A 23,679-nucleotide genomic window follows, 5' to 3' on the forward strand; every position below is an offset into this window, starting at 1 on the left:
ATGCCTGACCAGGCATTTGACGGAGTTTTCGAAGAGGCGGGCGCCGCAGCGGGCACCGCACCGGGTGCCGGTGCGGTGCCCGCTGTGCGTGTCGAGGGGCTGTGGAAGCGTTTCGGCCAGCAGATCGCGGTGAACGGGATCGATCTCGTCCTGCCCGCGGGGAAGTTCATCGGGCTCGTCGGGCCCAACGGGGCCGGGAAGACCACCACCCTTTCCATGATCACCGGCCTGCTCCGGCCCGACCAGGGACGGATCACGGTCGCCGGCCACGACGTCTGGTCCGACCCCGAGTCGGTCGCCCGGGTCAAGGCGCGGATCGGCATCCTGCCGGAGGGACTGCGGCTCTTCGAGCGGCTCTCCGGCCGCGAACTCCTCGCCTACAGCGGGCGGCTGCGGGGGCTGCCCGGTGACGAGGTCGACAAGCGGGCCGCGCAGCTCCTCGACGTCCTCGACCTGACGGGCTCGCAGAACAAGCTGGTCGTCGACTACTCGACCGGCATGCGGAAGAAGATCGGTCTGGCGGCCGCCCTGCTCCACAACCCGGAAGTGCTCTTCCTGGACGAGCCGTTCGAGGGCGTCGACCCGGTCTCCGCGCAGACCATCCGCGGGGTCCTGGAGCGGTACACGCAGTCCGGCGCGACCGTCGTCTTCTCCAGCCACGTCATGGAGCTGGTCGAGTCGCTGTGCGACTGGGTCGCCGTGATGGCGGCGGGCCGGATCCGCGCGCAGGGCCCGCTCGCGGAGGTCCGCGGCGACCGGCCCTCGCTCCAGGCGGCGTTCCTGGAGCTCGTCGGGGCGAACGGGCGCGAGACCGCCGGGGAGTCCCTGGACTGGCTGGGCGGCGGGGCGCAGCGATGAGCACGACCACCGCCACCTCGCCTGTTGCCGGCACCGCCCCCGTACCGTCCCTGACATCCACCTTCGTACGGCTCAAGCTGTCGCTGCTGAAGAACGGGCTGCGGCAGTCGGGCGGGCGGACCGCCGCGTACATCGCCTCGATCGTCTTCGGCGTCCTGTTCGCCGCGATCACGGTGCTGGGGTTCGCCGTGATGCGGGGCAGCGTGTCGGCCGCCACGGTCTCGGTCCTCGTCATCGGGACGCTCGCGCTGTCCTGGACGGTCATGCCGCTGTTCGTGCCGAGCGGGGACGAGACCCTCGACCCGTCGCGGCTCGTGATGCTGCCGCTGCAGCCCCGGCCGCTGGTCCGGGCCCTGCTCGTGGCGTCCCTGGTGGGCGTCGGGCCCGTCCTCACCCTCGTCTTCGTGTTCGGTGCGGCCCTGTCGGTCGCGCGGGGCACGGCGGGCGTGATCGTCGCCGTCCTCGCCGTCCCGCTCGTGACGGCCGTGTGCGTCGCCCTGTCCCGGGCGGTGGCCGCCGCCAACGTGCGGCTCCTGACCTCCCGCAAGGGCCGTGACCTGGCGCTGCTCAGCGGTCTGGTGATCGCGGTCGGCATGCAGGTGGTCAACTTCGGCGCCCAGCGCCTCGGCCAGACCGGCGGCATGGGTCCGCTCGAACCGGCGGCGGCCGTCGTCGGCTGGCTCCCTCCGGCCGCGGCGATCGGCGCGGTCGACGCGGCGAGCAACGGCGACCACGTGGTGGCGGCGGCCCGGCTGCTGCTCACGGCGGCGGCGCTGGTGGCCCTGTTGTACTGGTGGCAGCGGAGTCTGGTGCGGCTGATGGTGGAGCCGGACGGCTCGACGATCGGCGCGTCGTCCGGGTCGGGGGCCGCCGAGAAGTCCGGGGGTACGGGACTGCTCGGCCGGATCCTGCCGGGCGGGCGCACGGGCGCGGTCATGGAGCGCAGCCTGCGCTACATCTGGCGCGACCCGAAGACGAAGGCCGCGTGGGTGACCTCGCTGGCCATGGGCCTGATCGTGCCGCTCTTCAACGCCTTCCAGGGCACGGGCACGATCTACTGGGCGTGCTTCGCCTCGGGCATGCTCGGCGTCCAGATGTACAACCAGTTCGGGCAGGACACGTCGGCGTTCTGGATGGTCGCGCAGACCCTGTCGACGACGGCCGACGCGTACGCCGAACTCCGGGCGCGGGCTCTGGCCCTGCTGACGATCACCCTCCCCTTCACCGCGCTGGTGACGGTGGCGACGGCCGCCGTCCTCGGCGACTGGTCGGCCCTCCCGGAGGCCCTCGGCCTGTCGCTCGGCCTGCTCGGCGCGCTGGTGGGTTCGGGCGCGGTGGCCTCGGCGGTCTTCCCGTACTCGATCCCGCAGGACAGCGGCTACAAGAACGTGGCGCCGGGGCAGGGCGGTCTGGCCTGGATGTCGATCCTGGGCGGCATGGTCGGCTCGGCGCTGCTGTGCGCCCCGCTGATCGGCGCGACGGTCTACCTCCACCTGTCCGACCGGCAGTCCGCCCTGTGGCTCCTCCTCCCGGCCGGTGCCCTCTACGGCGCGCTGCTCGTCCGGGCGGGCCTGAAGCTGGCGGCGCCGCGCACGGCGAGGCGGCTGCCGGAGATCCTGGCGGCGGTCAGCAAGGGGTGAGCCGGCGGCCTCCGCCGGTGCTCTCCGGAGCTCTGGAATAGCTCAAGTCCCTTGCCTCCCCGGTTCCTTGTCGGCAATGTCGACTGCACCATCTGACCAGTGGTTCCGGGGGGACAAGAGCATGAAGATCAAAGAGACCTTCCTGTCGGCGTGCGCCGTCGCCGCGCTGCTTGCGGGCACGGCCGCGTGCACGTCCGACAGCGACGGGCCGGCCGACAAGGCCGGGCCCACGACCGGTGCCGCGTGCAAGAACGGCACCTACACGTGGTTCAACGTGGACAAGAAGGACGTCCTGACGGGCATCAGCGAGAAGCAGAAGATCGGCAAGGGCGGCGGCGAACTCGCCTCCACCATGAAGCCGCTCCACACACCGCGCACCGCCGTCACCTTCGACAAGGGCACGAGGGGCGACGCGAAGGCCGCGCTGCTCTCGCTGGGCAGGCGCATCGGCGAGGTGAGCGCCGATGACGACGGCGTGAGCCACGAGTTCGCCAATGTCCGCAGGCAGGTACCGAGTCTCGTGAGCCACACCCGGGTCACCGCCGCGGGAAGCTTCGTCGACTACGCGTGGGTGGAGGAGGTCACCGGCGACTTCCGGTACACCTGCGGGACCGAGAAGCCGGTGACGGGCCGGGCCATCGGCTGGACCATCGACGGCGGGGGCATCCTGGAGTGTTCCGAGCCGGTGGTGGAGCAGCGCGAGAGGCACGCCATGGAGGCGGCCCTGCTGGCCTGCGGCCCGGACGCTCCGGCGGCGAAGGCCCGACCGGGGTCGAGCGGTGCGAGTCAGACGCCGAAGTCAGGCGGGTGACCGGCGCCGTACGAGGGAAGTGACGGCCAGGCGGGTGACCGGCACCGAACGAAGGAAGTGACGGTCAGGCGGGTGACCGGCGCCGCAGGAGCGAGGCGAGCGCCGTGACGCCGATGACGAGGGCGAGGGAGCGGAGGGGGAGGAGCGTCCCGGGGGCGTCGTCGATGACGTCGATGCCGTTCCCCACGGCGCCGATCCAGACCGCGGTGCCCACGAGGACCATCGGCCAGACCTTCCGCTCCCCGCTGATCCGCATCCCCGCCCACAGGACGAACGGCATCACCAGGAACGTGTTGATCAGCGCGTTGGTGAAGGCCTGGTCCGCCGAGTAGCCGGGGGCGGCGCCCAGCGTCGAGGCCGCCTGGCTGCTGAAGGACAGGCGCAGGGTGTCGGACAGGACGAGATGCGCCGCCGCGACGGCGAGCAGCGAGACGAACAGCGCCTTGAGGAGCCGGGGGGCGGTCGCGGTGCGCGGGGACGGTGCCATGCGGCCGACTATACGCAGTGCGTATACACCGGGTTTATAGGGGGGCGGAGGGAGCTCGACCTCGACCTCGGGCTCCGGCACCGGCACCGGCACCGGCACCGGCACTGGCACTGGCACCGGCACGCGCCGCCACGGCGCCGCCCCCGGTCTCCGACCCGGAGCGGGAGTCGGGGTGAGCTCCGGGGCGGCTCAGGGTGATCACCGATGAGCAACAGGCCCTGCTGGCGCGAAGGTTGGACCAGCCGCAGTCAGGCGAAGAACCGAGCCGCCCGCACCGTCCCCAGGAGCCACCGATGAGCACCCTCCCCCGCACCCTCAGTCGCCGCCTCGCCGCCACCGGCCTCGCCCTGGCCGCGTTCACGGCTGGCGTCGGCGCGGCCCCCGCGGCGACGGCCGCCTCGGCCACCCACCACTCCCCCGACGCGGTACGGGCGTTGCTCGCCACGATCCCGGACGACGTGACGGACGCGGCCCTGGTGCGGATGGCGGGTCGGGGCATGCGCAAGCCGTACACGGGGACGGCGGGGCCGGTGGCGGCGGACGCGCGGTTCCCGGTGGGGAGCGTGACGAAGGTGTTCACCGACGCGGTGGTCCTCCAGCTCGTCGCCGAACGCCGGATCGGCATCGACGAGCCCGTACGCCCCCGCCTCCCGGAGCTGATCCCGCCCGCGTACGCGGACGTGACCGTGCGCCAGCTCCTCGACCACACCAGCGACTTCCCCCGCCCGGCGCGGGTGCCGCTCGACCCGCGCGGGGTGGTGACCGCGTCCTTCGAGGCGGACGCGACGGCCCGGCCGGGCCAGGTCCCGGCGCCCGGGACCGTCCAGCAGTACAACGGGCTCAACAGCTTCGTCGCCGGGCTGCTCGTGGAGCGGATCACCGGCCGCACCTTCGCCCACGAGCTCGACCGGCGCATCCTGCGCCCCCTGGCCCTGCGCCACACCGCCCTCTCCGAGGAGCCGGCGATCGCCTGGTCCTGGGCGGAGGGCGGACTGACGTCCACCGCGGCCGACCTCGACGCATTCCTGCGCGCGCTACTGGGCGGGCAGCTGCTGCCTCGGGCCCAGCAGCGGCACCTCTTCGAGATACCCGCGGTTCCCGGCGCCCCCGAGAACACCAGCTGCCCTCCGGCCACGGCCTGCTTCAGCGCCGGCGGGCTGATGGGCCTCGATCTGAACGGCACGAAGGTCTGGGGCAAGACCGGCTCCAGCGGCGGCTGGACGAGTGGCGTCTTCGCGACCACCGCCCCGCACCGCCGGGTCGTCTACACCCTGCGCCCCGACGCCGAGGCCGGCCCGAAGGCCCAGCGCGACCGCGTCGAGACCGTGGTAGGAGCAGCCCTCAATGACCGGTAAAGACAGAGCAGTTAACCCATCTCGCCTCCGCGCCTCCGACGACGAACGGGAAGCGGTGATCGAGCGGCTGCGCGACGCGGCGGCCGAGGAACGCATGAGTGTCGGAACCGCTCGGGGCCCCTGAGCGGAGGCCTTGACCTCGGTGTTATGCGTGTGGGCGACGGAGTCGGGATCCGGCGCCTCGATCGCCCACGTCAACGTGTAGGGACGTCCCTCTCAGCGGAAGTCCGCCGCGTGATCCACCGCCCACTCCTGGAAGGATCGGGCCGGGGTGCCCGTGATGCGCTCCACTTCATCGTTGACCGGCTCCGGGTTGTCGAGCAGCTCCGCCTGGGCAGGCAACACGGCCTCCACCAGCTCTGCCGGGTAGCCTGCGGCCTTCATCTGCTCGGCGGCCTCGTCCAGTGCGATCTCCTCGAACCGCACCGGTCGCCCGATCGCCTCGCCGATCAGGGCCACCTGCTGTTCCTGGGTGATCAGTTCGGGGCCGGTGAGCAGCGGGCGGACGCCGAGCAGGGCGTCGGTCGTCAGCGCCTGAACGGCGACGGCAGCAATGTCCGCCTCGTGGATCAGCGGGCGGGCCAGCCTTGCCAACGGCGCCTGCACCGCACCGGTGGTGCGGACCTCCTCCGCCCAGCCCAGCGTGTTGCCGGCGAATCCGGTGGGCCGCAGCGCCGTCCACTCCAGGCCTGATGCCTCGATCAGCCGCTCCAGTTCCGTGTGGAACATGGTGATCGCCTCGCCCGGCTTCTCCTTCTCGCTCCCCACCCCGGCAGATGACAGGTACACCACGCGTCGAGCGTGCTTCCCGATCACGTCGATCACTTCCGACGCGCCCTCAGCGCTCAGGAACGGCCACACCAGGAAGACCGAATCGACGCCCTCCAGAGCCGCGCCCAGAGACGCGGGATCACCGAGATCGCCGCGCACAGCCTGCACGTCCTCCGGGAAGTCCGACTCCCCACGCACCAGCGCCCGCACGGGCACGCCCGCCGCACGCAGTTGGGTCACCACCGCACCGCCGACCTTTCCGGTCGCGCCGGTCACCAGAATCATGGGCTTTTTCATCGGGATCCCCTCGTCTCGCCGTTCGATGAACACGACTCTCCTACCTCAACCAAGATTGAGGTCAAGTGCGGCCGGTGCGGCCGCCAGGTGCTGTTCCGACCAGCGATCCGCCCGCGCGGCTACGCAGGGGAGGACGGAGAGCATTCGCACCCGGCGCGGAGAGCATCGCCTCGCCACGGATCCCGCGCATGTCGGCACGTTCCGAGAGCGGCCTTCGGCATGTCGAGTCGCACGGTCAGCGCGCCTTCGGGAACAGGCCGTTGAGTTCAGGGAAGGGGATGGCGTCGGCAAGCGGTTGGTAGTCGCCGGTGTCGTACAGCTGCTGTGCGGCATGGCGGGTGGCGGCGTGGGCGGCCTGGGCGACACCTGAGCCGAGGCTGACTCGGGCGACCCCGAGGCGGCCCAGCTCGGCGACGTGCGGCGCTCCGGGGCCGGCCATGATGTTCAGTGGGACAGAGATGCCTGAGGCGAGTTCCGCGATGGTGGAGGGGTCGGTGACGCCGGGGACGAAGATTCCGTCGGCACCGGCGTCCACGTACCTACGCGCCCGCTCCAGGGTGTGCTCCAGTCGGGTGGCGGGGTCGCCGAGGCCGAACAGGTAGGTGTCGGTACGGGCGTTGAGGAAGAGGGGCACGCCCGATCGTTCTGCCGCAGCCCGGGCCGCCGTGAGCCGCGCCCCGAGTTCGGCCGAAGGACGGGTTCCGTCCTCGATGTTGACGCCCACGACGCCTGCTTCCAGCAACCGCGCGATGGTCTCGGCGACGCCGGCAGCGTCCTGGCCGTACCCGCCTTCGATGTCGGCGGTGACGGGTACGTCGACTGCCGCAACCATGCGGGCGATGTGGTCCACCGCCCGGTCGGGAGAGAGGGTTTCCCCGTCCGGATGACCGAGTGACCAGGCGATCCCGGCGCTGGTGGTGGCGATCGCAGGTGCCCCCGCGGCCTCGATGAGACGGGCGCTCACCACGTCCCAGGCGTTGGCGAGCGCGAGAGGGCGTGCGGAGCTGTGGAGGGAGCGGAAGAGCAGGGCCTTGCCCATGGGCGCTGTGATCATGGGCTCAGCCAACCAACCGCCCAAGCCTCGTGTCCGGCAGGAATCCGACACCATCGTCACCCGGCCGTGTCCATCGCGGGCGCGCGGCCATGTCTTCCGCGTGAGGATCACGGGTGGAGCGTGGCGCGGAGGTGGGCCGCCCAGGCGCGGGGGTGGGTGGTGTTGCCGTTGTGGCCGCCGGGGAAGGTGATGACCTCCTGGCCGATCAGCTCCCCCAGGCTGTGCGCGGCCTGGTAGTCGAAGACCGTCGTCGGCGTGGTGCGCCCGGTGGCCGGCAGGATGCGGGTCGGGGTGGCGCGGAGGCGGTCGCGGCAGCCGGGGTCGGTGCGCAGGGCGGTGAACTCGGCGGTGATGAAGTGGGCGAAGTTGGCCCGGCGCCGGTCGTCCATCGGCTGCGGGGTGAGACCGGGTTCCGCGCCGGGCTGCGCCGGGTCGATGCCGAGGGACGCCGCGATGGCCGGCAGGGCGACCGGCAGGCCGCCCGTCGCGAACAGGTCCTGGAGGTGCGCGAGTTCGCGGCGGTGCGCGTCGGACGCGGTCGGCGCGTCGAGCAGCCAGGGCGCGACCGGCTCGTGGGCGATGAGGGTGTCGACCTGCTCTCCGTACGCGGCGGCCAGGTGCAAGCCGATGACCGCGCCGAAGCTGCATCCGAGCATGAGCGCCGGGCCGTCGGCGACGTGCGCGAGGAGGCGGTGCGCGTCGTCGACGTGATCGGCCATGGTGACGGGCTCGCCGGGGGCGTCGAGCGTGCTGCGGGACAGGCCGCGCCGGTCGTACGTCAGGACGGTGAAGTCGTCGGCCAGGGCGTCGACCAGGTCGGTGGTGCGGCCCGCGTCGCCTTCGCCGCTCTGCGAGATGAGGAGGAGCGGGCCGGTGCCGCGCTGCTCGAAGTAGAGGGTCGCGCCGTCGACGGGCAGTAGGCCGGTCGTCGTGGTGGCAGCCGTGGTCGTGGTCGTGGTCATGTGAGGTCCCCCTTCGCCTTGTGTGGACCCCACATTAATACATCAGTTCTGATGCATCAAGAGTGATGCATCCGTATCGATGTATCGTGGTCGCGTGAACGGCATGGATCTGGCCCTGCTGGGCCGCACGTTGATGAAGCTCGGCGAGGCCTCCATCCCCACCGAGGGCATCGGCGGCCACGGCACGAGCGCGCAGTCCGTGATCATCGTCGCGGCGGACATCAAGGCCCACCCGGGCACGCCCGTGAAGGACGTCGCCGCGAGGACCGGCTTCCCGCAGAGCAAGGTCTCGGCCTGCGTGGCCCGCCTGCGCGAGGCGGGTGCGGTCGAGACCCACACCGACCCGGCCGACCGCCGCCGCACCCTCATCAGCCCCGCCCGGACGACCTCCCCCCGCGTCGCCGAGGTCCGCTCCGCCGACATCGACGGCGTCCTCACGCGCGTACTGGAGGACCCGGAGCGACTGGACGAGGTCAAGGCCGCGCTGCGGGTCCTCGCCGAACACCTCGGCCCGAGCACCCTCACCCGCCTCGGCGACTGACCGCGACCCGACAGATCCCGAATCCGAGGCTCCCCCCGGGATGCCCGGCATGCCCGGCAGGGGCGGATCATGATCGAAGTAAGCTGGCCCGTTGATCACTCAAGAGGAAAGACGGGCAAGGAACTTGAATCGCATACGAACGACGGTGGCGCTCGGTCTGGTGCTGTCCGCGGGTCTCGTGACCGGATGCTCCGGAGGCACGGAGCCCGATGCCAAGCCCAGTGGCGGGGAGACGGGCAAGGTCACGGAGTCCGCGTCCGCGTCCGCGGCGCCGAAGACCCCGGTCTTCAAGGGCAAGCCGGTGCCCGGCCTGGCCGCGAAGCCGGCCTGGAGCCTGGCGAGGGACGAGGCGGGGAACTGCGCGGGCAAGGCGTCCGTGAAGGACGCGTCGCGGAACGACATCTGCACGGTCGGGGACGCCCTCATCGTCACCAGTTACACCAACGGGCCGGATGGCACGGGCGTCTTCACCGCCCGGCTCCTCGACGCCGAGACCGGCAAGCTGCGCAAGAAGCTCGACTTCGTCCACCCCGCGGGTGACGGCAGGCCCGAGTCCGCCTCGGCGGTGACCATCGCGCAGGTGGGCGAGTGGCGGGACGGTTCGCCGGCCCTGCTGATCCGCAGCCGCGTCGACACCCCGGCGAGCGGCCTGAAGAAGGCCTCGTCCCAGACCGTGCTGACCATGTACGCGCCGTCCGGCGAGAAGCTGGGGAGCTCCTCCTTCGACGAGGACACCCACATGTCCACCCCCGTCCGGAACGGCTACATCGTGGACGCCAGCTCCATCGGCGCCGGCACCACGTTCACCCCGATCGGTGACGGGGAGACCGTGACCAGCGATGTCTCGGCCTTCGACCTCAAGGGGACGGTCGGCTCCGGTCTCGGCTACTACTCGGAGCCGGACATCTCCTACCAGCCCTCCGCCGACTGGCTGATCGCCAAGGACGTCCGTACGGACAACAAGGCGTGGACCAGCGAGGACCTCACGCCGCCGGCCGCCATCGCCAAGCTGGTCACCTCGGACAAGGCGACCAGTGCGCGGCTGATGCCGTTCCGGGGCGACAAGGCCCTCCTCGAATGGTCCTCGTACGGCGACTCCGAAGCGGTCATCACGCTGATCGACGTCAAGAGCGGCCGCCGGCTCGCCGAGGGGCCGGCCATCGACACCAACGGCACCACCGACGACGACAGCCTCGCCGTCTCCCCGGACGGCAAGACCGCCGTGGTGCAGTACGGCAAGGGCGCGGTCGCCTGGAACACGGAGACCGGCAAGGAGCTGTGGCGCCAGGCGGATGACGAGGTGACCATCGGGCCGGGCGAACTCCCGGGCAACGGCGTCCTCTACGCGTACCTCGACGGAGTCGGAGCCGCGCTCGACGCCGACGACAAGAAGCTGCTGGCCTCCGACATCGCGGAGATGCCGCAGTTCACGACGAACGGCTACGCCGCCATCCACACCTCCGAGGGCCTCTTCGTCTTCGCCACCCAGCCCGTCTGACGGACGCCCCGCCCCCGGTTCAGGGGGCCTTGGGCGAGGACTCGACCTCGCGGGACATCACGTACATGTTCCCGATGTCGGGATCGCCGACGAAGAAGAACAGCTCCAACTCGTCGCGCTCATCACGGCCCACATGGAAGCGCCATAGGTCGACGGAGAGCGAGTCGACGGTCGGGGTGGGTGTGACCGGGACCGCCGAGGGGGAGGGCGAGGTCGAGGGTGGGCGGGACGTGACCTTCGTCCGCTTCGTCAGTTCCAGACGGACCCTCTGCCCGCCCTCCTCGTCGGTGAGTTTCCACGTCCCCGTGCCGGAGAGCCGCCACCCGTCCTCGAAGGCGAAGTCCGGCTCGTCGAGCGCCTCGACCTGGGCCGTTCCGTCCTTACGGAGTACGACCCGGGTGCCCTCGATGTTCTCCCACGCCCCGGCGACCTCGGCCGCCGTGGCGTCGTGGACCCCTGTCCCCTCGTAGTACTGATACGGCCCGGCGCACCCCGTCAGGACGACCAGCGCCAACACGAGGCCGCCAAGGACGGACCCCCGCGCGCGCAACCCGCTCCCCCGCACCACCACACCCACCTCCGAGTCGATGGGTGACACCTTGCCAGAGCTGTTGAACGCGTTCAACTCTCATATCTCCTTGAACGCGCGATGCCGCGACGCCGACGGTGACCGCATGCATGACGTGAAGCTTTCGGATGGCGTTGTCCCCCGCCACGTCGAACCGCAGGTCTCGGTGGATCCGGAGAACTCCCGGTCGGCAGCGGTCGCGCGACGGTCGGGCTTCACCTACGACAAGCGGGTTCCGGAAGCGGACGGCAACCCATGCGACCGGTACGTCCGCAACCTGACCGCCGACCGCGTGACCACGCCGCGCCCTAGGTGAGCAGACCCCTGGCGTACTTGTCGAAGTGGTCACGCCAGTCGACCGGGCCAGGGTCGGGGGCGCTCCGGGGGCGGGGGTGGCGGCGTTCGTGGGCTTCCCTGGCCGCCTCCCTGCGGCATGGGCCGCAGTGCGTCTCGTCGGCCGCCGGGCGGAAGACGTGCGGGGCTCCCGGACCCTCGCAGGCGATCAGGGGCGCCGGGCCGGCGAGCGCCTCGGGTGCGGTGTCCGCCGGGTCCGCCGGGGGCGGCATCTTTTCCGTCAGGCGGTGTCGCAGGAAGCCGACGGCCGACCGTACACCGTTGCTCGGCAGGTACGCCGTCAGGGCGCGGCGCAGATCTGCCGCCGGGATTCCGCGACGGAGCCATTCCGCCGCCTGATCGGCCAGCCCCCGCGCCTCCCGGACCCCGAGGAGGAGATCCCTGTGCGAGTGCCGGAGGGAGAGCAACAGGCGCTCGGCCAGGAGGAGTTCCGGGTCGTCGTCGTTCGCCTCGGGATCCCCTTCCGGGTTCGGGGCCGGTTCGCATTCCGGGTCCGCTGGGGAGGGCGGGTGGGGAAGAGTCTTCCCACAGTCTTCTTCTACCGGTTTATAGGTTCGGACTTTCCGCGTACCCAAAGAACCGACCATCGGATCCCGCTCACTCGGTGGCTCCGCCGGAGGACCCCCGTCCCGAAGCGCGATCGCCTCATCGCTCGTCAGCGTGACGTTCGACGTGAGCTGGTCCGTGACCCAACGCCCGCGATCGTTCTGCCACTTCCACTCGTGGAGGTACCCGTTCGCGATCAGGTCCTTCCTCGCGTTCCGGTACTGCCGGGGCGTCAGCCCCAGCGCCTCCGCGTACGAGCCGAGCGCGTCGTACCGGTCCTTCTCGGGGAGGCTCTGGACGACGAGGAGCAAGACCTTCGCGTCGTTGTTCATCCGACGCGAGTGGAGGATCTCGTTCGAGACCTTCGTATAGCTGCGCACAGGCGCGATAGCATGCCGAAGCATTTCTTGTGGACCTGTCTTCCACTCGGAGTGAAGGTCCTCGGTCGGGTGTTGGCGCACCCCCGAGGGCCGCTCCATTTACGGAGCGTGATAACGCGCTTACCGTAGCGCAGACTTCACGGTCCAATGCAACAACTTTGCTTCTACGAAAGGATCTTCGAGCGTCGGCCGCGACCTCCAGTCCAATGGCCAGGTCACCCCGCACAACGCCGGAATCCCGACGTACGCCCCTGGCGCCGAAATCGTCTTCACCCGCCTAAGCACCTTCATCTCCCTCTACGCCCAGCAGCGCAGGTAGAGCGGCTACGACACCTCACCGCGAGCGGGAATCGGATCGCCACGAGCGGAGTTGGTGAGGGAAGTCAGCCGTTTCAGGAGGGGTCATGCGAGCGATTCAGGTTTCCGAAGTGGGCGGTCCCGAGGTACTGCGACCGGTCGACATCGATCAACCGGTGCCGGGCCCGGGCCAGGCGGTCGTGGAGGTCGCCGCGTCCGGCGTCAACTTCCTCGACGTATACCACCGCCAGGGCCGCTACACCCTCCCGCTGCCCTTCACCCCGGGCACTGAGGGCGCGGGCACGGTCCTCGAGGTTGGACCCGGCGTCACCCACGTCGCTGTGGGAGACCGGGTCGGCTGGGTGGAGATTCCCGGCACCTATGCCGAGCGGGCCGTCGTGGACTCCTCCCGGCTCGTGCCCCTGCCCGACGGCGTCGACTTCGAGGCCGCCGCCGCCGTGCTGCTGCAGGGCATGACGGCGCACTACCTCGTCAAGGACGCCTACCCGGTCCAGCCAGGCGACACGGTGCTCGTGCACGCTGCTGCCGGCGGCATGGGGCTTGTGCTGACCCAGCTCATCACCCACCTCGGCGGCAGAGTGATCGGCACGACCTCGACGCCGGAGAAGGCCCAGCTGGCGCGGCAAGCCGGGGCCGCCGAGGTGATCCTCTACTCCGCAGTGGACGATCTCGCGGCCGAGGTGAAGCGACTCAATGGCGGCCAGGGCGTGCCTGTCGTCTTCGACGGCGTCGGCAGGGACACCTTCGATGCGAGCCTCGCCAGCCTGCGGACCCGCGGCCACCTGGTGCTCTTCGGCGCCGCGAGTGGTGCGGTGCCGCCCTTCGACCCCATCCGGCTCGCCCAGGGCGGTTCGCTGACCCTGATCCGGCCGAGCCTCGGGCACTTCATCGCCGATCGGTCCGAGCTGCTCCGGCGCGCCGCCGACGTGCTTGAGTTGGTGCGCACCAAGGCGCTTGAGACCACGGTGACGGCCCGCTACCCGCTCGCCGAGGTCGCCCAAGCTCACCGCGATCTGGAGGCTCGGCGTACCACCGGCAAGCTCCTCGTCATCCCCTAGGGCAACCGACGGAATCGACTGACCTGAAGGAACGCGGCTTCCGCTGTCGGCAAACGATCGTTTGACGGCACGGAGGCGTCGTGCCCCTCGCCGTTCCCTCCCTCTCCGTCTCCCCCTCCGCCTGGGCCGCGTTCCTCGGCGCCGTGTGATCCCCACATACAGCGAAGGCCTCCACCCTGAGGTGGAGGCCTTCACGTCAGTACGTCACTACATCAGAACGCGCCGTTCAGGTCGTCCCAGTCGAGGTCGACCGCCTGGCCCGCCGCCAGGGCACCCGTGCCGAGGCCCGCGTAGGTGACCAGCCAGCCCTGCTCGCCCGGGACTCCGTCGATGACGAAGCTGCTGCCGCTGATCGCCGCGAGGTCGGCGCGGCCGTCGCCGCTGAAGTCGCCGACGGCGAAGAGCGAGCCCAGGCGGTTCCAGCCGCCGGAGCCGATCAGTACGCGCGCGCCGAGCGTGCCCGTCGCAGTGCTCGGGTACAGCCACAGCTTCGCGGTGGACGCCTCGCGGGCGATCAGGTCGGGGTGACCGTCGCCGTTCATGTCGCCGGCGCCGACCAGGGCGTTCATGGCGTTCCAGCCGCCGGTGCCGAGGAGCACGCGGGCGCCCAGGGTGCCCGTGGGGGTGCTGGGGTACATCCACAGCTTGCCGGTGGTCTTCTCGACGGCGAGGAGGTCCGAGCGGCCGTCGGCGGTCAGGTCACCGAAGGCGGTGATCCGGTCCATGCCGTTCCAGCCGCCCGTGCCGATCAGCACGCGGGCGCCGAAGTCGCCCGTGCCGGTGCCGGGGTGCAGCCACAGCTTGCCCGTGGCCTTCTCGCGGGCGATGACGTCCTCGCGGCCGTCACCGCTGACGTCGCCGTGCCGGGTGAGGGCGTCGGCGCCGTTCCAGCCGGTGCCGACGATCCGGCCGGTGCCGTCGCCCGGCAGGAACCACAGGCGGCCCGCCTGGTCGCGTACGAGGACGTCGGCCTTGCGGTCGCCGTTCAGGTCACCGAAGCCGGACGCTTCGGGGGCCGTCTCCGACTGCCACGCCGGGTAGGCGTTGCCGGCGCACTCGCGCGTCGTACCGACGAACTTCAACGAGCCGGTGTTCGGCTCCCCGAAGACGAGGTAGCCGTCGGCGCCGTCCGGGAACACCACCCGGTCGACGGGGTCCTGACGGACGTAGTTCTCGCTGTCGTACAGGCACGCGACCTGCGAGGTGCGGTTCACCACCGATCGGAACGCGTTGTTCCACTCGCCGAGCGTCGCCGCCGACTCGTTCGTCTTGAACATCGTGCCCGTGGCGTTGTCCGTCTTCCAGGCACAGAAGTACCCCGACGGGCAGTCGCTGACGGCCGCCTGTGCGGGGGCCGCCATGGTCACGCCGAGAACCCCCAGCGTCGCCAGGCCCAGCACCGACGCCAGACCGCGCTTCACTACCGAACGCAAAACTTTCCCCTCCCCTGGGCGCGTGCGAGGGGACACGCCCCTCGCACGCGGTGTCGCTCTACTTCACTCGCCAGGCCGGAAGGCTCAGAAGGCGCCGTTCAGCTTCCACCAGCTGTCGGTCTCCGGGAAGCCCGCCTGGAACTTGCCGGTGCCCGTACCCGAGTAGAGGATCAGGGCGCCTTCGCCGCGGAACACGTTGGACGAGTAGCTGCTGTTGGTGATGGCCGCCAGGTCGTGGTGGCCGTCGCCGTCGTAGTCGCCGACGGCGAGGAGCGAGCCCATGACGTTCCAGCCGCTGCCCAGGAGCGTGCGGGCGCCGAAGGCGCCGGTCTTGCCCGGGTACATCCAGAGCTTGCCCGTGGACGCCTCGCGGGCGAGCAGGTCGGGGCGGCTGTCGCCGTTCAGGTCGCCGGTGCCGGCGAAGGCGTTCATGCCGTTCCAGCCGCCGCTGCCGAGGAGCACGCGGGCGCCGAGGGTGCCGGTGGTGGTGCCCGGGTAGAGCCAGAGCTTGCCCGAGGACTTCTCGACGGCGACCAGGTCGGAGCGGGTGTCGCCGTTCAGGTCGCCGACGCCGACGAGGCGGCTCATGACGTTCCAGCCGCCGGTGCCGATGAGCTTGCGGGCGCCGAGGGTGCCCGTACCCGTGCCCGGGTACAGCCACAGCTTGCCCGTGGCCGCCTCGCGGGCGATCACGTCCTCCTTGCCGTCACGGCTGAAGTCGCCGTGGCGCACGAGGGCGTTGAAGGCGTTCCAGCCGCCGGAGCCGACGAGCTTGCCGCTGCCGTTGCCGGGCAGGAACCAGAGCCGGCCCGCCTTGTCGCGGACGAGGACGTCCGCCGTCCGGTTGGCGTCGAGGTCACCGAAGCCGGCCGCCTTGGGGGCCTCGGCCGCGTGCCAGACCGGGTACGGGTCCATGGCGCACTCGCGCTCGGTGGCGACGAACTTGAGCGAGCTGACGGAATTGGTGCCGGGGCCGCCCCACTCGGTGCCCGAGGGGTCGGGGTACACCGAGTAGACGTCGCCGTCGGTGCCGTGGTTCGGGTCGTCGTACAGGCAGACGAACTTGTTCGTGCGGTTGACGATCGAGCGGAACGTGTTGTCCCAGGTCCCGAGCGTCGACGCGTTCGCGTTCGTCTTGTACATCGTGCCGGTGCCGTTGTCGGTCTTCCAGGCGCAGAAGTAGCCCGACGGGCAGTCGCTGATCGCGGCCTGGGCGGGCGAGGCGCCCGCGCCCAGCAGGGCGGCCGAGGTGAGCCCGAGCGCCGTGGCCGCGGTGGCCAGGCGCTTCAGCAGTGATGTGCGCAAATTCGTTTCCTCCCTGAGGTGGCGCGGAGAGGCCTCGACGCGCCACCGGGGCACCGTACCTTGCCGTGCGCGGCTCACGGCAAGGGGGTTTCACTTGCTCGTCTTCAGGGGGTGAGTACGCCGCTCAGGGGGTGAGCACGCCGTTCAGGAAGGGCTCGACCGCCTCGCTCCAGGCCTCCGGGTGCTCGTAGTGGAGGAGATGGCCCGCGTCGGGGATCTCCGCGTACGCCCCGTGGGGCAGGACCCTGACCATCTCCTGGGCCTCGGCGCGGCCCAGCTCGCCGTCGAGGCCGCGGACGACGAGCGTCGGGCAGCGGACCTGCGCGAGGGACTCCCAGTGAGCGTCGTGGACCCACGTCTCGCGGGAGGTCAGCATCTGCGCCGGGTCGAAGACCGGACGCCAGCCGTCCGGGTGCTCGGCCATCACCTCGGCGAAGAAGGCGGCCCGGGCCGGGTTCGGGCGCTCGACCCACGGGTCCTCCTCGCCGAACCAGCGGCGGACCGCGTCCAGGGAGGGAAAGGGCGCGGGCCAGTCCCGGAACCAGTCCTGCCACGCGCGCTGCGAGGCGGCACCGAGGGCCGAGGCCCGCATGTCGCAGATGACGAGGGCGCGGACCAGGTCGGGGCGCTCGGCGGCGAGCTGCCAGGCGGTGAGGGCACCCATGGAGTGGCCGACGAGGGTGACCGGTCCGAGGCCCAGCTGCTCGACGGCGGCGGCCGCGTCCGCCACGTACGCCTCGCGGGTGAAGGGACCGGCGGGCGGCTTCTGGCTGTGGCCGTGGCCGCGCTGGTCGAGGGCGATGACACGGTGGCCGCCGGTGAGCCTGCGGGCCGCGGGGGCCCAGTGGGCCGCGTGGCCCATGAGGCCGTGGAGGAGTAAGACGCCGGGGGTGGATGCCGGGGCCTGGGCGGGGGCCTGCGGCGTGGGGGTGGTCGCCGTCCGGGGGCCGGGTGGGCGGGGGACCGACCGTGGGGCCGCCTTCGGGTCGCCTGCGGCGCGTGCGTCACCCACGGCGTGCGCGCTGCCCGCGCCGACTGCCGTGCCTGTGTCGTCCTCGCCGGTCAGCGTCGTGTAGTCCCAGGCGGCCAGGCGTACGCCGTCGGCCCCGGTGACGTCGAGTCGTCGCGCCATGACCCTGGCACCCCCTCTTTCCCGTCGAACCGCTTCAGACTATCGAACTCGCATTCGAAAATGCGCTTCTGCCACCCAACACCCCTCGTTCGAGTGACAGGGCTCAAGGATTGACTCCCGCTGCCGAGGGGAGATCTTGAACGGGAGGCGGACCGCTCGGGGAAAAACGGTCCGACGGGACTGACCTTGAGAGCTCGGGGCTCCAGGTCAGGACAGGGGAGGACAGGCCCCGGCGCCGCAAGGCGCCGGGGCCCTCTGCTGTTTGCGGCCCTCTGCCGTCCGTAGCCCGCATGACCTCACCCCCTCCACCCACGACTCGTACCAGCGTGGCACGCCGAGGGGGCGGGCGTGGCCATTCCGGCGTAAACCGGGGCGCACACCGGGTGTTGACCCTGAACGGGTCCAACCCGAGCCGCTTCCGTGACCTTTACCCGTACAACCCGATGACCCGTTCGTGGGTCAATCGGGTCATGCTCAGCCCACAAGTCCTCGGCAAGGGGGACCAGTCGACCGTCCTCCGGCCCGACCGTCTGACCACGACGGACGGCCGGTGGATCACGCACATCCCCCTGGCCGCGATCCAGGAGGTCCGCCCGGACGGCGACACGGCCCTGACGATCATCCTGACCGACGGCGTGCCCCGCCGGCTCACGGGCGGGAACGCGTACGCCGCCTCCGCCTTCCTCACGGCCCTGACCGCCGCCCTGCCCGAGCAGCGGGACCCCGCCGGAAGCGCCCTCATCACGACCGAGGAGGGCGGGCGCATCATCAAGGTGTGGCAGGTGTGGTGCGGCGCACTGGCCCTCCTCGCCGCCTACGTCGGCTACGTCTGGTGGACCGGCGCCACCCACGGCGAAGCGATGGGCTTCGCCGCCTTCTTCGCGGCGCCCGGGGTACTCCTCGGCGGACTCCTCAGCTTCTCCGTCTACTTCAGCTTCGACGGCAGACTGGTCCTCCGCCGGCGCGGCATCACCGTCGCCGCCACCCGCCACTACCACCCGAACGGCAAGCGGGCCGGCTGGTACAAGTACACCGACACCAGCGGCAACGAGCACACCACCAGCTACGGAGCCAACCGCACCACGGAAGAGATCCACGTCGTCTACGACGCGGAGAGGCCCCCGTTCAGCCTCGCCGTGGAGCCGCTCTACTCGACCGTCGTGAAGCACGTCCTCGGCGGGGGCGCCTCGCTCGCGATCCTCGGGCTGGGGCTGTGGGGAGTCCTCGCGCCGTACATCTGACGCAGGCGCACCTCTGACGGCCGGAGGCGGAGACGCGTGAGGGGCGCCCGGTCGGACGCCCCTCACTCCGTACTCCGTACTTCGCGCTCCGTACAGCCTCAGCGCTTCGCGACGAACACGTGCGCCGCGACGTCCGCGTCCAGCTCGGCCGCCTCGCCGCTGCTGCCCACCAGGACACCGCCCGGCGACTCCGTCACCGACACCACGGAACCGGGCTGCACGCCCGCCCTCCGCAGCGTGTACATCAACTGGGCGTCCGTCTGGATCGGCTCGCCGATCCGGCGCACGACGACCGTCTTGCCGCCGCTCGCGTCCAGGTCGGCCAGGGAGACCATCGAGTCGTCGAGGAAGGCCTCGGCCTCCGCCTTCTCGCCCAGCTCCTCAAGGCCCGGGATCGGGTTCCCGTACGGCGACTCCGTCGGGTGACGCAGCAGCTCCAGGACCCGCCGCTCCACGGCCTCGCTCATCACGTGCTCCCAGCGGCACGCCTCCGCGTGGACCTGCTCCCACTCCAGGCCGATCACGTCGACGAGCAGACACTCGGCGAGCCGGTGCTTGCGCATGACGCGGGTCGCGAGACGACGGCCCTCGTCCGTGAGCTCCAGGTGGCGGTCGCTCGCCACGGCCACCAGACCGTCGCGCTCCATCCGCGCCACCGTCTGGCTCACCGTGGGGCCGCTCTGGTCGAGCCGCTCGGCGATCCGGGCACGCATAGGGACCACACCTTCCTCCTCAAGCTCGAGGATGGTGCGGAGATACATCTCCGTTGTGTCGATCAGTCCGGACATACGTGCCCCTCGATGAGTCGTGCGCTGGCCCTGCCCCAATTCTGACGCATCGGGCCGACAACCGGGCCGCACCGGGGTGAGGCGGTATTGACAGAGCAATGGTCCAGACCGCACCGTGATCCGCGACCACGACGAGAAGGAGCCGCCGCCATGGGCGAGAGCAAGCTGGCCGGACAGTTCTTCGACGCCGCGATCGGGCTGCTCCAGCAGGTCCGAGACGGGGACTCCGAAGAGATCGCCGCCGCCGGAGCCGCGATCGCCGAGGCCGTCGCGAACGGCAACCGGCTCTTCGCCTTCGGCGCGGGCCACTCCTCGCTCGCCGCCCAGGACGTCGTCTACCGGGCCGGCGGCCTCGCGCTGATGAACCTGCTCGCCGTCCCCGGCGTCGTCGGCGTCGACGTCATGCCCGCCACGCTCGGCTCCGCCCTGGAGCGGGTCGACGGCCTCGCCGGGGCGGTCCTGGACTCCTCCCCCGCCAAGTCCGGGGACATCCTGATCATCATCTCCCTCTCCGGACGCAACGCCCTGCCCGTCGAGATGGCGATGAACGCCCGCGCGCTCGGCCTCACCGTCATCGGCGTCACCTCAGTGGCGTACGCGACCGAGACGAAGTCGCGGCACGTCTCCGGGACGTACCTCAAGGACCACTGCGACATCGTCCTCGACTCCAGGATCGCCGTCGGGGACGCGGAGCTCACCCACGAGGGCATCGAGGCGCCGTTCGCGCCCGCGTCGACCGTCGTGACCAGCGCGCTCATGCAGGCCACGATGGCCGCCGCGGCCGAGGAGCTCGTACGCCGGGGCATCGAGCCGCCGCTGCTGCGCTCGGGGAACGTGGACGGCGGGCACGAGTGGAACGGACGTGTGATGACGGAGTACGGGGACCGGATCTTCTTCCGGCACTAAGCGGAGAACGCGGACGGGGGAGCCGTCACTCCCCCGCCGGAACACCGAGCTCCGCCGCGACCCGGGACGCCACCGTCTCCGCGTACACCACGTCCTCCCGCTCGAACCCCGGGCGGCACGCGGCCCGCAGGAACGTCAGGACGCCCAGCGTCCGGCCCCGGGTCCGCAGGACCACGCACAGCGCGTGCGCCGCGTCCCCCGGCCACTGATGGGCCTCCGCCCACACCTCGGCCGTACGGCCCGCGCTGGCCCGCACCGCGCCCGCGCGGTCCCAGGCCTGGAACGCCGGATGCCGCGGCCCGTACCGCAGCGGGATGCCGCCGCCCACGACCGGCGACGACGGACCGGGCGCCCCGGGCGGGGTGGCCAGGGCGCGGGTCAGACGGCGCTCCCCCACGACCAGGTCGACCAGCGCGTGATCCGCGAAACCCGCCAGGGCGAAGTCCAGCAGGACCGTCACCGCCTCCTCCGGGTCCTCGCACTCGGAGGCCGCCACGCCCGCCCGGTGCAACTGGCTCCACCGGAACCGCAGCCGGTCCGCCTCGCGCACCGCGAGCCGCTCCTCCGTCACGTCCTGGAACAACCACGCCACACCCAGCGGCACCGGCTCCTCCGCCATCGGCGAGGACAACCGCAGGAAACCGCTGCGCCAGCACCGGCGCCGCTCCCCCGACGAGCTCCGCAACGTCACCCACACCTCGGCGGGCGCGGGCGGCGTGCCCTCCGCCAGGACGTGCAGCAGCGCGCCCTCCAGCTCCTCGGCGCCGTGCACGACGACATCGCCGAGGGGACGCCCGAGCAGGGCCGTACGACCCGTACCGAAGGCGCGGGCGGCGTGACCGTTGACGACGGCCGGACGCAGGTCGGCGTCGACGAGGACGACACCCCAGGAGGCGTCCTCGAAGAGGGCCTCGCTCAGGGCGACCGAACGCTCCAGATCGAGCTGTACGTGGACCTCGCTGAAGGCGCAGTAGACCCCCGCCGGCGCACCGTCGGCACCGCGCACCCCGGCAGCCTGACTCCGCACGAGCACCCGCCCGCCGTCCTTGCGCAGCAACGCCAACTCGTGCACCTGCCGGCCGGGCCCCTTCATGGCCCCCATCAGCCGCCCGAGGGTCTCCTCGGCGTCCGCACTCCGCGCCGCCCACCCCCCGAACCCACGCCGCCCGACGGCCTCCTCCGCGGACCACCCGAGGATCCGCTCGGCCTCACGATTCCAGTGCGTGATCGTCCCGTCGGCGTCCAGCGCGCACAGCGCCGCGTCCATCCCGTCGAGCAACGCGGCCAACAGATCGGCCCCGGCCCCCGGAACGGAGGCGGTATCACTCGCGGCCCCCGTGAAAGCACTCATCCCGGTACCCCCCATGCTGCGCCCATTCAACTGGAACGTGACGCAGAGCACATCACCTTCCTCGAAATCACTGCGCTCGGGAAACGGACGAGGAACCGGACATGGCAGCCGAGCCACAGGGGTGCGTGACCCAGATCACACTCCTCCTTCTCGGGGTCAGGACCGGTCTGCTCGGTCGTCGCCCGTCTTCGCCGGTACGCCCCCGTCGTCGAGATCCACGTCGAAGAGAACTCCTTCGACATCCCCACCCTCAGCGCGGCGGAGGAGTCGGAAGCACTCGGCGGGCAGGCACCCACACGCGTCCGAACGGGCGAGAGGTGCGCCTACTGCGGAGCGTCCGGCGTCCCGCTCAACGTCGACCACATCCGGGCCCGCGCCCGCGGTGGCACCGACCGCCCCGCCAACCTCCTCCTCGCGTGCGTGCCCTGCAACGAGGCCAAGGCGGCCCGTCCCGTCGAGGAGTTCCTGGCCCATCGGCCCGAGCGCCTGGCCACCGTTCTGAGCCGACTGCGGTCGCCCCTCGGCGACTCGGCCGCCATGAACGCGACGAAGGCGCGGCTCCTCCAGCTGCTCGAAGGGACCGGCCTGCCGGTGCGCTGCTGGCCGGCGTCCCTGACCTCGGCGAATCGCACTGCCGTGGGGCTGGCGAAGTCCCACACGCTCGACGCGCTCTGTGTGGGCCCGCTGGGTTCCGGCGCCGGAGACACCATCGTCCGCGTCGTCGCCTCCGTGTACGTCTTCGCGTCCACGGGTCGCGGTTCCTACGCCCGCACCACCCCGGACCGCTACGGCTTTCCCCGTCTGCTGCGCCCGCGCCGGAAGCGGCACCAGGGCTTCGCGAGCGGCGATCTCGTACGGGCCACGGTGTTGAAGGGCCGTTGGACAGGAGTCCGGACCGGTCGGGTCTCGGTGCGCAGTACAGGCCGGCACAGCGTCGCCACGCCCCTCGGCCGGTTCAACGCGTCCCACGAGAACCTGCGCCTGCTCCAGCGGGCCGACGGGTTCGCCTACGCCTGGCGCATCGAGGCCGAGCCGAACTCGTCGAATAAATCGGTTGAGCCCCCTGAGCGGAGTTCGTAACGTGTGAGCCACGCCCGAAAGGAGGTGATCCGGAAGTGATTTCTTACCGGACCAGCGAGGTGGCTGCGGGCTAAGGCCTGCACGTCGCACTCTGTGCACCTCGGCAGGCCGAACTGCCGAAGAACAACGCAGTCACCCGACCGTGAGTCGCCGGTAAGTCCGGCCGGCTCCCGTCCGAACCTAGGCGGACGGGACCAGACTCACGGTCGTCTGCGTTTTCCGGGGGCCGTCCCGTGGTCAGGGAGCGAGTCGCTCCACGCGCCAGGTCTCGTCCTCGCGGACGTAGCGCAGGCGGTCGTGGAGGCGGTTCTCGTGGCCCTGCCAGAACTCGATCGTGTCGGGGACGACGCGGATGCCGCCCCATTCCGGGGGGACCGGGACCTGCTCGCTCTCGGGGTAGCGGGTCTCCAGTTCCTCGTAGCGGGTGAGGAGTTCCTCGCGGGAGGCGATCACCGTGGACTGGTGGCTCGCCCAGGCGCCGAGCTGGGAGCCGTGGGGGCGGGTGCGGAAGTAGGCGACCGTCTCGTCGCGGCCCGTGCGGAGTGCGCGGCCGGTGACGATGACCTGGCGGGCGAGCGGGTGCCAGGGGAAGAGCAGGGAGATCTGGGGGTTGGCCGCCAGCTCCTGGCCCTTGCGGGAGCCGTAGTTGGTGAAGAAGACGAAGCCGGCGGCGTCGTAGTGCTTCAGCAGGACGGTCCGGGAGGACGGGCGGCCGTCGGGGGTCGCTGTGGAGACGACCATCGCGTTCGGCTCGTGGATCGCCGGGTTCTCCGCGGTCTCCTTGAACCAGCGGGAGAACTGCGCGATCGGCTCGGGGGCGAGGTCCGAGACGGTCAGCTCCGTGGTGCGGTACACCTCGCGCATGTCGGCGGGATCCAGGGCGTCGGTCACGGGATCGGTCGTGGCGTCGTTCACGGGATCGGTCACGGGGCCATCCTGCCGCAG

The 23,679-nt window shown here is 71.2% G+C and carries 23 protein-coding genes; 11 read left to right on the top strand and 12 right to left on the bottom strand.

The window, feature by feature from the left end:
* From ASC82_RS23915 to ASC82_RS23925, 3 genes are all read left to right on the top strand, one after another.
* Window positions 1-858: an ABC transporter ATP-binding protein gene (locus ASC82_RS23915; RefSeq protein WP_056651666.1), complete on the top strand. Its 858-nt coding sequence runs from the start codon at window positions 1-3 to the stop codon at window positions 856-858.
* Window positions 855-2,498, top strand: coding sequence for a hypothetical protein (locus ASC82_RS23920; protein ID WP_056651669.1), 1,644 nt, complete (start codon window positions 855-857; stop codon window positions 2,496-2,498). The genes ASC82_RS23915 and ASC82_RS23920 overlap by 4 nt, the downstream gene beginning before the upstream one ends.
* A 121-nt stretch (window positions 2,499-2,619) precedes the next feature.
* The gene (locus tag ASC82_RS23925) at window positions 2,620-3,309 is read left to right on the top strand and encodes a hypothetical protein (protein WP_056651672.1); all 690 of its coding nucleotides are present in this window, start codon (window positions 2,620-2,622) and stop codon (window positions 3,307-3,309) included.
* 64 nt (window positions 3,310-3,373) lie between these two features.
* Here ASC82_RS23925 and ASC82_RS23930 read toward each other — a convergent pair whose 3' ends face one another.
* Window positions 3,374-3,796 (bottom strand): hypothetical protein, encoded by a 423-nt coding sequence (locus tag ASC82_RS23930; RefSeq protein WP_056651675.1) that lies wholly within the window; start codon window positions 3,794-3,796, stop codon window positions 3,374-3,376.
* Between the two features lie 293 nt (window positions 3,797-4,089).
* Between ASC82_RS23930 and ASC82_RS23935 the strand changes: the two genes are divergently transcribed.
* Window positions 4,090-5,151 carry a serine hydrolase domain-containing protein gene (locus ASC82_RS23935; RefSeq protein WP_056651678.1) on the top strand — a complete coding sequence of 354 codons (1,062 nt, stop codon included), beginning with the start codon at window positions 4,090-4,092 and terminating at the stop codon, window positions 5,149-5,151.
* A 216-nt stretch (window positions 5,152-5,367) separates the two neighbouring features.
* Here ASC82_RS23935 and ASC82_RS23940 read toward each other — a convergent pair whose 3' ends face one another.
* The 3 genes from ASC82_RS23940 to ASC82_RS23950 form a co-directional block, all read right to left on the bottom strand.
* The gene (locus ASC82_RS23940; protein WP_242427752.1) at window positions 5,368-6,252 is read right to left on the bottom strand and encodes an NAD(P)H-binding protein; all 885 of its coding nucleotides are present in this window, start codon (window positions 6,250-6,252) and stop codon (window positions 5,368-5,370) included.
* Window positions 6,253-6,454: 202 nt separating this feature from the next.
* Window positions 6,455-7,273, bottom strand: a complete 819-nt coding sequence (locus tag ASC82_RS23945) for an isocitrate lyase/phosphoenolpyruvate mutase family protein (RefSeq protein ID WP_056651680.1) — start codon at window positions 7,271-7,273, stop codon at window positions 6,455-6,457.
* A 107-nt stretch (window positions 7,274-7,380) separates the two neighbouring features.
* Window positions 7,381-8,235 carry an alpha/beta fold hydrolase gene (locus ASC82_RS23950; protein WP_056651683.1) on the bottom strand — a complete coding sequence of 285 codons (855 nt, stop codon included), beginning with the start codon at window positions 8,233-8,235 and terminating at the stop codon, window positions 7,381-7,383.
* Between the two features lie 103 nt (window positions 8,236-8,338).
* Between ASC82_RS23950 and ASC82_RS23955 the strand changes: the two genes are divergently transcribed.
* Together ASC82_RS23955 and ASC82_RS23960 are read left to right on the top strand one after the other, a co-directional pair.
* Entirely contained in the window at window positions 8,339-8,776 is a 438-nt protein-coding gene (locus ASC82_RS23955) for a helix-turn-helix domain-containing protein (RefSeq protein ID WP_242427773.1), read from the top strand.
* A 124-nt stretch (window positions 8,777-8,900) separates the two neighbouring features.
* Window positions 8,901-10,274: a PQQ-binding-like beta-propeller repeat protein gene (locus ASC82_RS23960; RefSeq protein WP_157863499.1), complete on the top strand. Its 1,374-nt coding sequence runs from the start codon at window positions 8,901-8,903 to the stop codon at window positions 10,272-10,274.
* Between the two features lie 19 nt (window positions 10,275-10,293).
* Here the strand turns inward: ASC82_RS23960 and ASC82_RS23965 are convergent, their stop codons facing one another.
* Window positions 10,294-10,899, bottom strand: a complete 606-nt coding sequence (locus ASC82_RS23965) for a hypothetical protein (RefSeq protein ID WP_242427754.1) — start codon at window positions 10,897-10,899, stop codon at window positions 10,294-10,296.
* A 49-nt stretch (window positions 10,900-10,948) separates the two neighbouring features.
* Between ASC82_RS23965 and ASC82_RS30450 the strand changes: the two genes are divergently transcribed.
* Entirely contained in the window at window positions 10,949-11,158 is a 210-nt protein-coding gene (locus ASC82_RS30450; protein WP_157863500.1) for a GNAT family protein, read from the top strand.
* On the opposite strand, the gene ASC82_RS23970 is transcribed toward ASC82_RS30450, so the two are convergent.
* Window positions 11,151-12,221, bottom strand: coding sequence for a hypothetical protein (locus tag ASC82_RS23970; protein ID WP_242427755.1), 1,071 nt, complete (start codon window positions 12,219-12,221; stop codon window positions 11,151-11,153). The genes ASC82_RS30450 and ASC82_RS23970 overlap by 8 nt on opposite strands.
* A 305-nt stretch (window positions 12,222-12,526) precedes the next feature.
* Between ASC82_RS23970 and ASC82_RS23975 the strand changes: the two genes are divergently transcribed.
* A complete protein-coding gene (locus tag ASC82_RS23975) occupies window positions 12,527-13,498 on the top strand; it encodes a quinone oxidoreductase (protein WP_056651693.1) in 972 nt (323 codons plus the stop codon).
* Window positions 13,499-13,710: 212 nt separating this feature from the next.
* Here ASC82_RS23975 and ASC82_RS23980 read toward each other — a convergent pair whose 3' ends face one another.
* The 3 genes from ASC82_RS23980 to ASC82_RS23990 all read right to left on the bottom strand — a co-directional run bounded on the left by ASC82_RS23980 (window position 13,711) and on the right by ASC82_RS23990 (window position 17,368).
* Window positions 13,711-14,931, bottom strand: a complete 1,221-nt coding sequence (locus tag ASC82_RS23980; RefSeq protein WP_056651696.1) for an FG-GAP-like repeat-containing protein — start codon at window positions 14,929-14,931, stop codon at window positions 13,711-13,713.
* Window positions 14,932-15,015: 84 nt separating this feature from the next.
* Window positions 15,016-16,236 carry an FG-GAP-like repeat-containing protein gene (locus tag ASC82_RS23985; protein WP_056651699.1) on the bottom strand — a complete coding sequence of 407 codons (1,221 nt, stop codon included), beginning with the start codon at window positions 16,234-16,236 and terminating at the stop codon, window positions 15,016-15,018.
* 124 nt (window positions 16,237-16,360) lie between these two features.
* A complete protein-coding gene (locus ASC82_RS23990) occupies window positions 16,361-17,368 on the bottom strand; it encodes an alpha/beta hydrolase (protein ID WP_056651703.1) in 1,008 nt (335 codons plus the stop codon).
* A gap of 470 nt (window positions 17,369-17,838) precedes the next feature.
* Here ASC82_RS23990 and ASC82_RS23995 point away from each other — a divergent pair, with 470 nt between their 5' ends.
* Window positions 17,839-18,609 carry a hypothetical protein gene (locus tag ASC82_RS23995; protein WP_056651706.1) on the top strand — a complete coding sequence of 257 codons (771 nt, stop codon included), beginning with the start codon at window positions 17,839-17,841 and terminating at the stop codon, window positions 18,607-18,609.
* Between the two features lie 98 nt (window positions 18,610-18,707).
* On the opposite strand, the gene ASC82_RS24000 is transcribed toward ASC82_RS23995, so the two are convergent.
* Window positions 18,708-19,397, bottom strand: coding sequence for a metal-dependent transcriptional regulator (locus tag ASC82_RS24000; RefSeq protein ID WP_024760001.1), 690 nt, complete (start codon window positions 19,395-19,397; stop codon window positions 18,708-18,710).
* Window positions 19,398-19,547: 150 nt separating this feature from the next.
* Here ASC82_RS24000 and ASC82_RS24005 point away from each other — a divergent pair, with 150 nt between their 5' ends.
* Window positions 19,548-20,303, top strand: coding sequence for an SIS domain-containing protein (locus tag ASC82_RS24005; RefSeq protein WP_056651709.1), 756 nt, complete (start codon window positions 19,548-19,550; stop codon window positions 20,301-20,303).
* A gap of 25 nt (window positions 20,304-20,328) precedes the next feature.
* Here ASC82_RS24005 and ASC82_RS24010 read toward each other — a convergent pair whose 3' ends face one another.
* On the bottom strand, window positions 20,329-21,654 hold the full coding sequence (locus ASC82_RS24010) for a PAS domain-containing protein (RefSeq protein ID WP_079039466.1): 1,326 nt from the start codon (window positions 21,652-21,654) through the stop codon (window positions 20,329-20,331).
* Window positions 21,655-21,894: 240 nt separating this feature from the next.
* On the opposite strand from ASC82_RS24010, the gene ASC82_RS24015 reads away from it, so the two are divergent.
* Entirely contained in the window at window positions 21,895-22,734 is an 840-nt protein-coding gene (locus ASC82_RS24015; protein WP_277914795.1) for an HNH endonuclease, read from the top strand.
* Window positions 22,735-22,971: 237 nt separating this feature from the next.
* On the opposite strand, the gene pdxH is transcribed toward ASC82_RS24015, so the two are convergent.
* Window positions 22,972-23,598: a pyridoxamine 5'-phosphate oxidase gene (gene pdxH / locus ASC82_RS24020; protein ID WP_056652500.1), complete on the bottom strand. Its 627-nt coding sequence runs from the start codon at window positions 23,596-23,598 to the stop codon at window positions 22,972-22,974.
* Window positions 23,599-23,679 lie beyond the last annotated feature (81 nt).

Origin of the sequence: Streptomyces sp. Root431 (assembly GCF_001426585.1) — a bacterium.
GTDB lineage: Bacteria > Actinomycetota > Actinomycetes > Streptomycetales > Streptomycetaceae > Streptomyces > Streptomyces stackebrandtii.